We start from the raw sequence: 14,914 nt of genomic DNA on the forward strand, positions 1-14,914 counted from the left end.
CTTTCTGATCGTCGCCGCGATTGCGGCGGCGGTTCCGGCGCATGCCGTCGACGACAATGGCGCGGCCTTGAACGCGCTGGTGCGGGCGCGGCTCGCGGAGGAAGGCGGCGAGCCCGCTGCCGCGCTGTCGGCGCTGACCGCGGTTTCGAGCGTCGCGCCCGACCTGCCGGGCCTGCGCGGACGGATGCTCGAACAGGCGATCGAGGCGGGCGATTTGGAGGCAGCACGCGCCGCGGCGCTGCGCCTATGGACGACGGGCGACCGCCGCTTCGACGCACAGCTCGTGCTGATGGTCGACGCGATGCGCCGGTCGGACTGGAAGACCGCGCGCGATTATGCGGCGGGCCGGATCGACAAGGCGGGGGCCGACACGATCGGGCGGTTGATCCTGCCCACGGTGAACGCCTGGATCGATGTCGGTTCCCGCGAAAAAATGCCTGAACAGCATTTGCTTGCAGTGAACAGCCGCACGCGTCCCGAACCGGCGCTGACGCTACAGGTCGCGCTCGTTCAGATCGCGACCAAGCGGGTCGGCGAGGCGGCGACGCTGACCGACGGCATAACCTTGACCGACCGGACCAGCCAACTCGTCGGGCTGCGCGTGGCGGCAACGCTCGACAAGGCGGGGCAACAGGATACGGCGCAGCGGCTGCGCGGGCGGATCGCGCTCGCGTCGGGACAGCGTGAGGACCCGATGCTGTTGCTACCCGATCAGCCCGTCTCGACGCCGCAGGCGGGTGTAGCGCAATGGCTTGGCCTGCTCGCCGATGGTCTGGCCCGCACGCCGGGGGGCAGCGCCAAGCTGCCGCTGCTGTTCGCGCGCGCCGCCTATTGGCTCAACGCGGAGGATCTGGCGGTGCGGACGACGCTCGTCGAGGCGCTCGATCGCAATGGCCAGCGGGGCGATGCCATGGCGCTGCTCGAAACCGTGCGAGCACCGCTCCCGCCGGTTCTCGCAATGCGGCGCGCCGAATTGATGGCCGATGCCGGCGACCTGCCCGGTGCGGCCAAGCTGGCTGAGGCCGCTGCGAAGGATAATGACGCGCGCAGCATGCTCGTCCGTCTTGCCGATATCGCGCGCCGATCGGGTGATCCGGCGGCGGCGGCACGCGCCTATGAGCGCCTCGAAGCTTCGCTGGGGAACAGCGGGGGCGACAATATGCTCCGTGGCACGTTGCTGATCGCCCGCGCCGAACTGTTGCTGCAGGCGGGGCGGTGGGATGCGGCGGCGCCTTTGATGGAAAAGGCGGTCGCACTGCGGCCCGATGATGCATCGATCCTCAATTTCGCAGGTTATTCGGCGCTGGAACGGCGCAAGGATGTGAAGCAGTCGCTCGCGCGGATCGAGGCGGCGTGGGCGCAGGAACCGCAGAATGCGAGCATCGCCGACTCACTCGGCTGGGCCTATTTCCTGACCGGTCGTACCGACGACGCGGTGAAGCTGCTCGAAAAGGCGCAGCTCGGCGAACCCGGGAATGCCGTGATCGTCGAGCATCTGGGTGACGCCTATTGGAAGGCGGGGCAGAAGTTTCAGGCGCGCTACAATTGGCGCGCCGCCGCGCTGCTCGCCGAAGCCGAAATGGCGACGCGACTGGAGGCGAAGCTGCGCGACGGGCTGACCCCCGCAACCACCGCACCGTGACCGCGTTTCGCGAGACGGGCTGGGCCAAGATCAACCTCGCGCTCCACGTCCGTGGGCGCCGGGCCGATGGCTACCATGCGATCGAGACCTTGTTCGCTTTCGTCGACGACGGCGACGCGATCACCGCCGAGTTCGCCGATAGTGATGCGCTGACGATCGACGGTGAATTCGCCGAGGGATTGAGCACGGGCGGCGAGAATCTGGTGATGCAGGTGCTGGCGTTGCTGCGCGAACGCTATGGTGCGGAGCGGGTGCCGCAGCTTGCGGTGACGTTGACCAAGAAACTGCCGGTCGCGGCGGGGATCGGCGGCGGGTCGGCGGACGCTGCGGCGATGGCGCGGCTGATCCGGACGCATTTCCTGCCCGAGCTGGGCGATACGGCGCTGGCGCGGCTCGTCGGCCCGCTCGGCGCCGATATCGCCGCCTGTGTCGCGAGCACGACCTGTCTGGGTGTCGGCGTCGGGGAAGAATTGAGCGCCGTGCCCGAGTTGCGGCTTGGCGGAACGCCGGTGCTGCTGGTCAATCCGCGCCAGCCAGTCGCGACGGGGCCGGTTTTTGCAGCGTGGGACGGGATCGATCGCGGGCCGCTATTTACCGGTGCCGACCTGCGCGCCGGGTTGTTCAGCGCGCGCAACGATCTGCAGCGTCCGGCGATCGCGCAATGCCCGGCGATTGCCGACATCTTGCTCGAACTTGGCGGACTGCGCCCGTGGCTGACGCGCATGTCGGGGTCGGGCGCGACCTGTTTTGCGCTGTTCGAAGCGGCGGCCGAGCGCGATACCGCAGCCGCCATACTGGCAGAACGGCATCCGGGCTGGTGGTCGATGGCGGGGACATTGCGATGAGCGAAGCGTGGCGGCAGATCGGCGAAGCACGTGCGGGCGGCATCCTGCTGATCGCCGACCATGCCTCGGCCTTTGTGCCGGGCGACGTCGATCTCGGCATCGATCCCGCGCTGCTGAGCAATCATATTGCGATCGACATCGGTGTTGCCGAGGTTGCGGCGCTGCTCGTCGAAAGCGGCGCGGTCGATGCGGCGATCCTAGGCGGCGTGTCGCGGCTCGTCGTCGACTGCAATCGCGAAGAGGATGCGCCCGGGGTGCTTCCGATCGCCAGCGACGGGCATGCGGTGCCGGGCAATGCGCTGGGCGATGCGGCGCGCGAGGCGCGGCTCGCGCGCTTTTTCCGGCCCTATCACGACCATATCGCCGCGACGATCGCCGCGCAGCGCCCGGCGATGATCCTGTCGCTACACAGCTTCACGCCATCGCTTGCCGCACATCCCGATCAGGCGCGCCCGTGGCACGTCGGGGTGCTCTATAATGAGGACGACCGGCTTGCGGCGGCGGCAATTGCGGCCTTGGAAGCCGAAGGCATGATCGTCGGCGACCAGCAGCCCTATTCGGGCAAGCTGCTCAACGCGACGATGAACCGCCATGCCGAGGGCAATGGGATTCCCTATGTCGGGATCGAGATGCGGCAGGATCTGGTCGGCGATGCGGCGGGGCAGACGCTGTTTGCCGAACGGCTTTCTCGCATGTGCAGCAAAGTTGCATTGAATCTGGCCAAATAGGCGTGTAGAGGCGCGTCTCTTCGCTTATTTTTGAAATAAAATTATCAGGACTGTTTGAAATGCCTTCATATCGTTCGCGCACCACCACCCACGGCCGCAATATGGCCGGTGCCCGCGGCCTCTGGCGCGCGACAGGGATGAAGGACAGCGACTTCGGCAAGCCGATCATCGCGGTGGTCAACAGCTTCACGCAGTTTGTGCCCGGCCACGTCCACCTGAAAGATCTCGGTCAGATGGTCGCGCGTGAGATCGAGGCGTCGGGCGGGGTTGCCAAGGAATTCAACACGATCGCGGTCGATGACGGCATCGCGATGGGGCATGACGGCATGCTCTATTCGCTGCCGTCGCGCGACCTGATTGCGGATTCGGTCGAATATATGGTCAACGCGCATTGCGCCGACGCGATGGTGTGCATTTCGAACTGCGACAAGATCACGCCGGGCATGCTGATGGCCGCCCTCAGGATCAATATCCCGGTCGTGTTCGTGTCGGGCGGGCCGATGGAAGCCGGCAAGGTCGTGATCAAGGGCAAGGAGGTCGCGCTCGACCTGGTCGATGCGATGGTCGCCGCTGCCGACGAGAAATATACCGATGCCGAGGTCGACGAGATCGAGCGCGCGGCGTGTCCGACGTGCGGCTCATGCTCGGGCATGTTCACCGCCAATTCGATGAATTGCCTGACCGAAGCGCTGGGCCTTTCACTGCCGGGCAATGGCTCGACGCTGGCAACGCACGCCGACCGCAAGGAGCTGTTCCTGCGCGCCGGGCGGATCGTCGTCGAGATGTGCAAGCGCCATTATGAGCAGGACGATGACAGCGTGCTGCCGCGCAATATCGCGACCTTCGAGGCGTTCGAAAATGCGATGAGCCTCGATATCGCGATGGGCGGGTCGACCAACACGGTGCTCCATCTGCTCGCCGCAGCGTTCGAGGCGGGGGTCGATTTTACGATGACCGACATCGACCGGCTCTCGCGGCGCGTGCCGTGCCTGTCGAAGGTCGCCCCCGCCAAATCGGACGTCCATATGGAGGATGTCCACCGCGCCGGCGGGATCATGGCGATCCTCGGCCAGCTTGAGCGCGCGGGGCTGCTCCATGCGCATCTGCCGACGGTGCACAGCGCGACGCTGGGCGATGCGCTCAACAAATGGGACATCTCGCGCACCAACGACCCCGAGGTGCAGAAATTCTTCATGGCTGCGCCCGGCGGCGTGCCGACGCAGGTGGCGTTCAGCCAGGAGCGGCGCTGGGACTCGCTCGATCTCGACCGTGAAGCGGGCGTGATCCGCTCGGCCGAGCATGCCTTCAGCCAGGACGGCGGGCTCGCGGTGCTGTCGGGCAATATCGCGCGCGACGGCTGCATCGTGAAGACCGCGGGCGTCGACGAGAGCATCCTGAAATTCACGGGCCCGGCGAAGGTTTATGAAAGCCAGGACGCAGCGGTTGCGGGCATCCTGATGGGGCAGGTCGAGGCGGGCGATGTCGTCGTCATCCGCTACGAAGGGCCAAAGGGCGGGCCGGGCATGCAGGAAATGCTCTATCCGACGAGCTATCTGAAATCGAAGGGGCTGGGCGCCGCGTGCGCTCTGGTCACCGACGGGCGCTTTTCGGGTGGCACGTCGGGATTGTCGATCGGCCACGCTTCACCCGAAGCCGCCGAGGGCGGAACGATCGGGCTGGTCGAGAATGGCGACCTGATCGAGATCGATATTCCGAAGCGCACGATCAACCTGATGGTCGCCGACAATGTGCTCGCCGAGCGCCGCGCGGCGATGGAAGCGAAGGGCGATGCCGCCTGGCAGCCCGCCAAGCCGCGCCCGCGCAAGGTTTCGGTAGCACTTCAAGCCTATGCCGCGATGACGACGAGTGCCGCGCGCGGCGCGGTGCGCGACCTGTCGCAGCTGAAGGGCAAGGGATGAGAAAACTCGGGGGGGCATTGCTGGCACTGGTTGCCCTCACGGGCTGCAATCGCACGTCGGACAACAGCGATCTTGCCGAAGCCGAAGCGCGCGGGTCGCGCGAGGCCGCCGAAAACGGCCGCATCGAATGCGCGCTCGAGGGCGCCAAATTGTTCAACCGCACCTGCACCGTCGAGGAGATGAGCGGCGAGGGCGGGGCGGTGCTCGTCGTTGGGCGCAGCAACGTCGGCTATCGCCGCCTGCAGATCACCACCGACGGACGCGGCGTGGTGTCCGCCGACGGCGCGGAACCCGCGAAAGTGAGCATCGTCGGCGATAATGTGATCGAGGTCGCGATCGACAACGACCGCTATCGCCTGCCTGCCAATACGGGCGGCGCGAAGTAGGCGCTTTCGCGCGATCGTGATAGGGCACGCCTCATGTCCGTTCCCGCCGATGCCCCGATCCTGACCGCCAAGGCGATGCGCGAGGCCGAGGCAGCGTGCGCGATCCAGGGCACATCGCTCACCGAATTGATGGAGCTTGCGGGCGCGGCAGTCGCGGATACCGCATGGCGAATGGCGGCGGGGGCCCCTATCCTGATCCTGTGCGGCCCCGGCAATAATGGCGGCGACGGCTATGTCGCGGCGCGCTTGCTCGCGGCGCGCGGTGCCGCCGTGCGCGTCGCGGCGCTGGCCGAGCCGGCAACCGATCTGGCGAAGGCTGCGCGGGCAGGGTGGAGCGGGCCGGTCGAGCCGCTGAACGGCCGTCTTGCGTCTGCGCCTTTGATCGTCGACGCGCTGTTCGGCGTCGGGCTGTCGCGGCCGATCCCGGACGGGCTGGCCATAATCCTCCGGCATTTTTCCGACCGGCGCATATTGGCGGTCGACCTTCCGAGCGGGGTGGAGAGCGATGGCGCCGAAGACTGGATGCCGCCGCTCGCCGCCGATGTGACGCTGGCGCTGGGGGCGCTCAAGCCCGCGCATGTCCTGCTGCCGACCGCGCCGGGGTGCGGACGCGTCTTGCTCGCACCCATCGGCATATCGGCGAGCAAGGCGATGCGCAGCTTGCCCGCGCCGCAGACGGCCAAGCCCGATGTGACGGCGCACAAATTCACGCGCGGCATGGTGCTTGTCTTCGCCGGGCCGATGCGCGGCGCCGCCGGACTGACCGCGGCGGCGGCGCTGCGCGCGGGCGCAGGCTATGTCGTGCTCGACGGCGCCCAGCGCGCGCCGTTGTCGGCGATCATTACCGAAAGCGACGAAAAATTCGGCGAGCGGCTCGACGATCCGCGCGTCGGCGCGGTCGTGATCGGACCCGGGTTTCCGGCGGGCGACGAATTGCTGTTCGATGTCGAGGCGGCGCTCGATTCGGGCAAGCCGCTGGTGCTCGACGCGGCCGCGATCGATGCCGCGCTGCCGCGCCTGTCCGAAACGCCGCGCAAGGCGATCCTGACCCCGCATGAGGGCGAGTTCGCGCGCGCTTTCCCGCAGCTTTACGGCAGCAAGATCGACCGCGCGAAGGCGGCCGCGGTGCGGACGCAGGCGGTGGTGATCTACAAGGGCGCCGACACCATCGTCGCCGCGCCCGATGGTCGCGTCGCCGCCGCCTGGCCGGGCAGCCCCTGGCTCGCGACGGCGGGGACGGGCGATGTGCTCGCGGGGGCGTGCGGTGCGATGCTCGCGCGCGGCGGCGATGCGTTCGATGCGGCGGTCGCGGCGGTGGGCTGGCATATTGCGCAGGCCGCGCGTATAGGCCCCGGCCTTGTCGCCGACGATCTGGTTAGGGAATGAAATGACTGAAGCTGCGCTGATCGAGCGCATTGCCGCGCGCGGCGATGGCGTGACGGGCGACGGCCGCCATGTGGCGGGCGGCGTGCCGGGCGACCGCATCCGCGACGACGGGATCATCATTCCGGGACCGAACCGCACCGATCCCATGTGCCGTCATTTCGGCAAATGCGGCGGCTGCCAGTTGCAGCATGTCGCCGAACCCGCGCTCGCCGACTTCGTTCGCGACCGCGTGGTAGGCGGGCTGGAAGGGCAGGAAGTGACGGGCATTCAGGTCTTGCCCGCCGTGCTATCACCCGAGCAAAGCCGCCGCCGCGCTGTCCTGACTGCGCTTCGTACCGGCAAGCAGGTCGCGATCGGCTTCAACGCCGCGCAGAGCAACCAGATCGTCGACATGCGGATGTGCCCGCTGCTGCTCCCCGAACTCTTTGCGCTGATCGCGCCGGTGCGCGACCTGCTGGTGATGATCGCGCAGCCGCGGCGCCCGGTGAAGGTCAAGCTGCAGATGCTCGATCAGGGCGTCGAGCTGATACTCGAAGGCGTGAAGGCCGAGGGGCTCGATGCCGCGATGGCGCTGCAGGATTTCGCGGGCGCGCATAAATTGGCGCGCTTTGCGATCGATCAGGGTGACGGGCTCGAGATCCTGTGGCAGCCCGAGCCGCCGACGATGCGCTTTGGTGACGTGACGGTCGAAGTGCCGCCGTTTGCCTTTCTGCAGCCGACGAGTGCGGGGCAGGCCACCCTGATCGAAGCGGTTACCAAAGCGATCGGTGATGCCGCCGCGGTGGCCGACCTGTTCGCGGGCGTCGGAACCTTTGCGCTGTCGGTACAGGAAGGACGCAAGGTCTATGCCGCCGAAGGCGCGCGCGATGCGATCGCGGCGCTGACGGGAGCGGCAAATCGCGCGCGGGCGCTCGTCGCGACCGAGCATCGTGACCTGTTCCGCCGCCCGCTCATTCCCGCCGAGCTGAACCGCTTCGGTGCGATCATCCTTGACCCGCCGCGCGCGGGGGCGGAGGAGCAGGTGAAGCAGCTGGCGGCCTCGGCGGCGCCGGTGATCGCCTATGTCAGCTGCAATCCGGCGAGTTTCGCGCGTGACGCGAAAACACTGATCGAAGGCGGCTACACGCTCGATTGGGTGCAGCCCGTCGGCCAGTTCCGCTGGTCGACCCACGTGGAACTGGCCGCGAGATTTTCGAAATAGTCCCCCTCCCTTTCAGGGAAGGGTTTTGCTCAATGCAGTACGAAACCGATGAAGGCGTGTACGCACAGGGCGAGTAGCGCGAGGCTCGCCAGCACGAAGACGGCGAAGCGCCATAGCACCCGGTTAACCGTGACCTGGATCAGGCTATGAACGATGCGCAGGCCCACATAGGTCCAGGCAATCTGCGCGTTGAGCCCGCCGCCCATGCCGCCGATCGCGAGCGCCAGCGCGACGGCGTAGAAGACCGTCGGCTGTTCCATCAGATGATTATAGTTGTGCGCCTTCCACTGGACCTCGGGCGGCAGTACGCCCTCCAGATTGCCCCCTGTACCGCCGGTCAGGTTCGGAATATCGATCTTCGCGCGGCTCATCGCGGGGATACGCGTCGCGTACATCCACACCCACATGACCATCGACCAGAGCGCGAGCGTCGCGACCGGCCCTAGTATCGCGTTGTTTTCCATCGTCTCTCCCCCTCAACCCAAAGTGGCGATCACCGCCAGCAATGCCAGTGCGAAGAGGCACAGCGTTGCGAGCGTGAAAATGACAAAACGCACCGGCACGCGATTGACCGTCGACTGCCAGAAACTGTGGACGATCCGCAGCACGACATAGGCCCACGCCAGCCCGAGCGTGAGGTCGGTGCTGCCGCCCGACAGGTGCAGGAAGATGATGATGGCGTAGAAGATCGTCGGCTGTTCGCACAGATGCGTGTAATTATGCGATTTCCAGTTGGTGAGCGGCGGCAACACCCCCTCCAGATCGACCCCGCGCCCACCCGGCGGCGCGGCTTTCAGGTCGATACCAACCTTGGAAAATCCCAGGAAGCGCGTCACCCCGGCCCAGCCGAGCATGACGAGCGTCCACAGCGCGAGCACCGCGCCGGGCGCGAGCAGATTTTCAGGCATTCTGGTTCCCCCTTATTCCTTTGGCGGCGTCCGTTTGGCCGCGATGCTAGGGCGCGGCGCGGACATTGCAACCGGCGAAGTTCAGCGATCGAGTTCGGCCCGGATCGCCTTTCCGTCGCCGTCGACGCGCGGCGCGAAGCCCATATCGCGCGGCGGCATCGCGCCATATTTCACCGGCGGCTGCATTTCGTGGAAGGCGCCGACATCGGGATGCGTGCGGTGGCGGAAAAAACCCGTCGCAACGAAATGCGGATCCTCCCTGATATCCTGAAGGTCGCGCGCGGCCATTGCGGGAATGTCGTTCGCGGCGAAAAGTTCGAGCCACTCGGCGCTGGTCTTCGCCGGGGTCTTGCGCGCGATTTCGCTATAGATGACCGGCATGTGCTGGCCCTTCGCTTTCGCCGCCGCATATTCGGGCGTTTCGAGCAGGTCGGCGCTCCCGAGCAGCGCCATCAGCCGGACGGTTGATTCGGGCGTATAGGGGACGATCGCGAGATGGCCGTCGCTGGTCGGGAAGGGCTGGCGCGTCGGGTCGAGCTGGCGCGGATAACCCGCGGGCCCGATCGGCGGATCGAGTGTCGCGTCGCGGAGATGCTCGACGAGCATGAACGACGCGAAGCACTCGAACATCGGCACTTCGACTTGCTGGCCTTCGCCAGTCCGGAATTTGTGAACGAGCGCGGCGAGGATCGCCTGCGCGCCGAACTGGCCGGCGATCTTGTCGGCGATGAGCGAGGGGAAATAGCGCGGGCTGGGGTTTCCGTCGACGCGCGGGAGAAGGCTGGTTGTCCCCGTTGCCGCCTGGATGACGTCGTCATACGCCTGAAGATCGGCATAGGGCCCGTCCTGTCCGAAGCCCGTGCCATGGACGTAAATAATGTCGGGTTTGATGGCCTTGCAGCCTTCATAGTCGAAGCCGAGGCGCGCGATCGCTCGCCCACGGACATTGTGAAAGAACACATCGGCGGTCGCGATCAGATCGCGCAGCGTCGCGGCATCCTCGGGCTTCTTGAGGTCGAGCGCGATCGATCGCTTCCCCCGGTTCACCGTCAGGTGGATCGACCCCATCGTCGGGTCGGGAACCCCGCTGCCAAGATAGCGCGAGATATCGCCCGTCCCCGGCGTTTCGACCTTGATCACCTCGGCGCCGAGGTCGGCGAGCATCTGCGTCGCATAGGGTCCGAAGATGACCGTGGTGAGGTCGACGATCCGGATCCCCGACAGCATAGGCATAGCTCCTCCTCTTCCGGCGCGCAGGATAGAATGATTGCAAAGTAAAACGGAAGAGGCTTCCGCGATTTTCCTTACGCCGCAGCGGGCGCCGTTTCACCACTGCCATTTCCGGCAGCATAGGCGGCCGAAATCTTGCGATAAGAGCGCGAACGCAAGGCGATCATCGTGAGGATCAAGCCCAGCAGCCCGGCGATGGTGAAGACGATCGCGATCCCGCGCTCGGGACCGCGTCCGTACCAGTCGCCGATCGCCTGCGCGCCCGCGCCGTCGGTCATGAAGGGCACGAACACGAACTGCGTCAGCGGCGCGATCAGGAAGGCGGTGAGCGGCGAGGCGGCGAGTTCGACCGACTGCGCGAAGCCGAAAACGCGGCCCTGCCGCTCGAACGGCACGACCTTTTGCAGCGTCGTCTGTTCGGCCGCCTCGGCATAGGGGCCGAAGAACATCCAGATGAAACAGCCGATCGTCAGCAGGATGATCGACGACTGGATGGTGAAGACCGCCGCCACCGCCCAGGTGATGAGATTGACAAGAAGCAGGGTTCGCACCGGGTTGGTGCCGAGCCCCGTCCGCGATATGAGCGCGCCGCTGAGGATGAAGGCGCTCGATGTCACTGCCCACAGCAACCCCCATGCCTCGACCTTCATCAGCGACAGGCCGTATGCGTCCATCAGCGCCATGAAGACGCCGCCGAGCAAATTGTTGAAGGCGGAAAAGAGGATCAGCGCGAACAGGCCGGGAATGCCCAGCACGATGCGGAAGGTGCCGGCAAGGTCGATACGGCGCGGTTCGGCATGTTCTTCCGCTTCGCGCGGCTCGTCGATATGGACGAAGAGCAGGTCAATCGCGGCAAGCAGCGAAAGCGCGATCGCAAAGACGAGCGTCGCGACCATCCCGCCCCACGCGACGAGGAAGCCGCTGATCGCCGAGGTCGTGAGGAAACCGATCCCGCTCACCATCCCGACGAGCCCGTTCGCCTTGTCGCGCCGGTCCTCGGGCACCAGCAAGGTCACGAGCGTCGGCAGCGCGATCATGCGGATGTTGCCGGCGATCACGGCGAACATCGAAACGAGGATGAAAAGCCAGAAAGCGAGGCTCTGCACCTCGGCCGCCCGGATCGCGGGATCGAGCGCATAGCCGCCGAGAGCGGCGGCGTAGAGAAGCAGCGAGGCCATGCTCGACACGATCATCATGTTACGCTTGCCATGATGGTCGACGAGGCTGCCGAACCAGATGCCGAGCGCGGACGTCAGGACGAGATAGATGCCCGCGATCATTCCCGTCGCGAACACCGACTGCGTTTCGAGAAAGGTCCAGAAGGTCAGCGCGAACCACACCGTGAAATTGGTGATGTTGGCGACCAGATTATTGGCGAGGAGATGATGGAAGGGCTGCATGCGCCGCGCAATCTAGCGACTTGGTTCAAAAGGAAAAGGGCCGGTCACATCGCTGCGCCGGCCCCGGTTTTTCGTGTGGCCGTTCGTCAGAACAGCTTGGTCACCGTCGCGCTGCGACGTTCCTGCTCGACTTCGCCGGTGTAGAGGCTGACCATCGGTTCGTCGCTGACGACATGGGTTTCGTCGGCGCCGAAGCCGTTGAACTTGGTGCGCATCGCGCAGCCATAGGCGCCGAGCATGCCGATCTCGATGAAATCGCCCGCCTTGATGTCGGCGGGCAGGAAGAAAGGCCCAGCCATATGGTCGAGGTCGTCACACGTCGGGCCATAGAAGCTGAACGGCACCATCTCGGCGTCGCTTTCGCCGTCACGCTGCAGCGACACCGGGAAGCGCCAGCCGACATGCGCGGCGTCGAACAGCGCGCCATAGGCGCCGTCGTTGATGTAGAGCTCGTCGCCGCGGCGCTTTTCGACACGCACGATCAGCGAGCTATACTCGGCCGACAGCGCACGGCCCGGTTCGCACCAGAGTTCCGCCGAATAGCTGATCGGCAGGCTTTCGAAGCTGCGGTGGATCGTGTCGAAATAGGCGTCGAGCGGCGGGGGTTCCATGCCCGGATAAGACGACGGGAAACCGCCGCCGACATCGATGATGTCGACGGTAACCGACGCCGCGACGATCGCCGCGCGGACGCGTTCCATCGCCTGCGCATAAGCGTGCGGGGTCATCGCCTGGCTGCCGACATGGAAGCAGATGCCGAGCGCATCGGCCGCCTGGCGGGTCGCCATCAGCAGTTCGACGACCTCGTCGGCCTCGGCGCCGAACTTGGCGGCGAGGCTGAGCTTCGAATGGTCGGACGAAACGCGGAGGCGAACGAGCAGGTTCAGGTCGGCCGCGCCTTCGGTTGCACGGACGATCTTTTCGAGTTCGTCGAGCGTGTCGAGCGAAAATGTGCGCACGCCATGCTTCCAATAGGCTTCGGAAATCGCTTCCTCGGCCTTTACCGGATGCATGAAGCAGAGCGTCGCTTGCGGCAGCGTGCGCGCAACGAGCCGGACCTCGGCGATCGAGGCGACGTCATAATGCGTGACACCCGAATCCCACAGCACGCGCAGCAGGTCGGGCGACGGATTCGCCTTGACCGCATACATGGTCGTGCCGGGAAAACGCTCGATGAAGAAACGCGCTGCGCGCCGCGCGGCGTGCGGGCGGACAAGCGTAACAGGTTCGATCGGCGAAAGTGCCTGAATCAGCCCGTGGGCGCTATGATGCTGGTGCAACTCAAGGGACCCCCAAAAATAACGTTCAACACAAAGGCTGCCTTGCGGTTATTGGAAGTCCCCCTGGGGCAGCGGAGGGCGATATATGCAGGGGGGTCCCCCCTGTAAAGACCCTATCGCGCAATTTTGTAATAGCGCGGTAACATGAAGGGCGAACCGGGGCGGGCGTGCGCCAAACCGCGCGAATGCGAGACAAAGCCAAGCGACGCGGCTAAGGCTTTCCGTCATCCCGGCGAAGGCCGGGATCTCAACATCGCGTAATGTCGCATCGTCGAGACCCCGGCCTTCGCCGGGGTGACGGGTCAGAAAAGTAGAGGATTCGCTAGCATGGTCTCCCGCGCCGACGTCAATCATAACTTCACCGACGCGGAACTTGAGGAACTGGCGGCATTCGGCACGGTCGAATCGCACAAAGCGGGCGATCTGATTGTCGAGGAAGGCGCGATGGCGCCCGATTGCATCATCACCCTGTCGGGACACACCGACATCTTTGCGTCGACCGACGAAGGCCGCAAGCGCGTCGGCTGGATGGAGCATGGGCAATTCGCGGGCGACCTGTCGGTGCTGACCGGGCAACGGCATTTGTCGCGCGTCGAGATGGGCGCCGACGGCGAGATCATCCGCATCGCCCACACCGATTTCCAGCGCCTGATCGCGGGCAACAGCCATTATTCGGACATTTTCGTTCGCGTGCTGTCGGCGCGGCGCGAGTTCAGCAAGCATCGCGGCTTTGCAGTGACGATCGTGATCGGCGCAGCGATGGACCGCAGCGTCTATGCGCTGCGCGACCTACTGATGAAGCATGGCGTCGCGCATCGCTGGTTCGACCCCGCCGACGGCCCCGTCGCCGCGCATCTGCTGGCGGAGCGCGGGTTGAGCGAAGACCAGCTTCCGGTAGCCATCCTCGGCGCTGCCGACGTGCTGATCCAGCCGACACCCGAACAGCTCGCGGCGGGGCTCGGGCTCGACCTGTTGCCCGACGGCGCGACCGCCGATGTGCTCGTGGTCGGCAGCGGTCCCGGCGGGCTCGCGGCGGCGGTCTATGCCGCGTCCGAAGGGCTGACGGTGATCGCGCTCGATTCGCTCGCGCCCGGCGGACAGGCGGGGACCTCTTCGAAGATCGAGAACTACCTCGGGTTCCCGACCGGGATTTCGGGCAACGAGCTGGCGCGCCGCGCGACGGTGCAGGCGCAGAAATTTGGCGCGCGGCTGGTATCGCCGGTGCGCGCGGCGTCGATCAATCGCGACGGCGACGCCTATTGCCTGCACCTCGCCGACGGGCGGAAGCTGCGCAGCCGCGCGGTCGTCGTCGCGAGCGGCGCGAAATATCAGAGCCTGCCGATCGACGGCATCGAATCTTATGAAGGCCGCGGCATCTATTATGGTGCGACGCCGATGGAAGCGCAGCTGTGCAGCGACGCCGAGGTGACGATCGTCGGATCGGGCAATTCGGCGGGGCAGGGCGCGATCTATCTCGCGAGCGTCGCGAAGAAGGTCCATGTCATCTTCCGCCGCGGGAGCCTGCGCGAGACGATATCCGAATATCTCGTCAAGCGGCTCGAAGAGCATCCGAATATCGAGATCATCCCGTCGACCGATGTCATCGCGCTGCACGGCGAGGACCGGCTCGCCGGCCTGACCTATCGCTGCCGCGAAACGGGCGACGAGGGGCATTGCGATTGCGGCTTCCTGTTCCTCTTCCTCGGCGCGAGCCCGAACACGACCTGGCTGCCCAAGGAAATGGTGTGCGACGAGCGCGGCTTCGTGAAGACGGGCACCGACATCGCGCCGCTCGAACTGGTCAAGGCGGGCTGGTCGCTCGACCGCATGCCGAGCCGGTTCGAGACGAGCTGGCCGCGAATCTATGCCGTCGGCGACGTGCGCAAGGGATCGGTGAAGCGCGTCGCGTCATCGGTGGGCGAGGGATCGGTGGTGGTCAGCGATATCCATCAGGCGCTTGCGGAGATCGGTGCAGCGGAGTTTTGACTT

At 65.9% G+C, this 14,914-nt stretch carries 13 protein-coding genes; 8 read left to right on the forward strand and 5 right to left on the reverse strand.

Annotated elements, in window-relative coordinates; all coding sequences use genetic code 11:
* Positions 1-67: 67 nt before the first annotated feature.
* From ATE70_RS14075 to ATE70_RS14105, 7 genes are read left to right on the forward strand one after another with little or no spacing between them, the layout of a single operon-like run.
* Positions 68-1,642, forward strand: a complete 1,575-nt coding sequence (locus tag ATE70_RS14075) for a tetratricopeptide repeat protein (protein WP_231732696.1) — start codon at positions 68-70, stop codon at positions 1,640-1,642.
* A complete protein-coding gene (locus ATE70_RS14080) occupies positions 1,639-2,487 on the forward strand; it encodes a 4-(cytidine 5'-diphospho)-2-C-methyl-D-erythritol kinase (RefSeq protein ID WP_058538510.1) in 849 nt (282 codons plus the stop codon). The genes ATE70_RS14075 and ATE70_RS14080 overlap by 4 nt, the downstream gene beginning before the upstream one ends.
* On the forward strand, positions 2,484-3,215 hold the full coding sequence (locus ATE70_RS14085; RefSeq protein WP_058538511.1) for an N-formylglutamate amidohydrolase: 732 nt from the start codon (positions 2,484-2,486) through the stop codon (positions 3,213-3,215). The genes ATE70_RS14080 and ATE70_RS14085 overlap by 4 nt, the downstream gene beginning before the upstream one ends.
* Before the next feature lie 59 nt (positions 3,216-3,274).
* Positions 3,275-5,134 (forward strand): dihydroxy-acid dehydratase, encoded by a 1,860-nt coding sequence (ilvD, locus tag ATE70_RS14090; protein ID WP_058538512.1) that lies wholly within the window; start codon positions 3,275-3,277, stop codon positions 5,132-5,134.
* Positions 5,131-5,520: a hypothetical protein gene (locus tag ATE70_RS14095; protein WP_058538513.1), complete on the forward strand. Its 390-nt coding sequence runs from the start codon at positions 5,131-5,133 to the stop codon at positions 5,518-5,520. The genes ilvD and ATE70_RS14095 overlap by 4 nt, the downstream gene beginning before the upstream one ends.
* A gap of 33 nt (positions 5,521-5,553) precedes the next feature.
* A complete protein-coding gene (locus ATE70_RS14100) occupies positions 5,554-6,906 on the forward strand; it encodes a bifunctional ADP-dependent NAD(P)H-hydrate dehydratase/NAD(P)H-hydrate epimerase (RefSeq protein ID WP_058538514.1) in 1,353 nt (450 codons plus the stop codon).
* A gap of 1 nt (position 6,907) precedes the next feature.
* Complete coding sequence (locus ATE70_RS14105; protein ID WP_058538515.1) at positions 6,908-8,107, forward strand: class I SAM-dependent RNA methyltransferase; 1,200 nt, start codon at positions 6,908-6,910, stop codon at positions 8,105-8,107.
* Positions 8,108-8,136: 29 nt separating this feature from the next.
* On the opposite strand, the gene ATE70_RS14110 is transcribed toward ATE70_RS14105, so the two are convergent.
* From ATE70_RS14110 to ATE70_RS14130, 5 genes are all read right to left on the reverse strand, one after another.
* Positions 8,137-8,571 carry an MAPEG family protein gene (locus tag ATE70_RS14110; RefSeq protein ID WP_058538516.1) on the reverse strand — a complete coding sequence of 145 codons (435 nt, stop codon included), beginning with the start codon at positions 8,569-8,571 and terminating at the stop codon, positions 8,137-8,139.
* A gap of 12 nt (positions 8,572-8,583) precedes the next feature.
* A complete protein-coding gene (locus ATE70_RS14115; RefSeq protein WP_058538517.1) occupies positions 8,584-9,015 on the reverse strand; it encodes an MAPEG family protein in 432 nt (143 codons plus the stop codon).
* A gap of 81 nt (positions 9,016-9,096) precedes the next feature.
* Positions 9,097-10,242, reverse strand: coding sequence for a CaiB/BaiF CoA transferase family protein (locus ATE70_RS14120; RefSeq protein ID WP_231740074.1), 1,146 nt, complete (start codon positions 10,240-10,242; stop codon positions 9,097-9,099).
* 77 nt (positions 10,243-10,319) lie between these two features.
* A complete protein-coding gene (locus ATE70_RS14125; protein WP_058538519.1) occupies positions 10,320-11,645 on the reverse strand; it encodes an MFS transporter in 1,326 nt (441 codons plus the stop codon).
* 86 nt (positions 11,646-11,731) lie between these two features.
* Positions 11,732-12,925, reverse strand: coding sequence for a type III PLP-dependent enzyme (locus tag ATE70_RS14130; protein ID WP_058538520.1), 1,194 nt, complete (start codon positions 12,923-12,925; stop codon positions 11,732-11,734).
* A 327-nt stretch (positions 12,926-13,252) separates the two neighbouring features.
* Between ATE70_RS14130 and ATE70_RS14135 the strand changes: the two genes are divergently transcribed.
* Positions 13,253-14,911 carry an FAD-dependent oxidoreductase gene (locus tag ATE70_RS14135; RefSeq protein ID WP_058538521.1) on the forward strand — a complete coding sequence of 553 codons (1,659 nt, stop codon included), beginning with the start codon at positions 13,253-13,255 and terminating at the stop codon, positions 14,909-14,911.
* Positions 14,912-14,914 lie beyond the last annotated feature (3 nt).

This window comes from Sphingopyxis sp. H053, from assembly GCF_001468225.1.
Classification (GTDB): Bacteria; Pseudomonadota; Alphaproteobacteria; order Sphingomonadales; family Sphingomonadaceae; genus Sphingopyxis.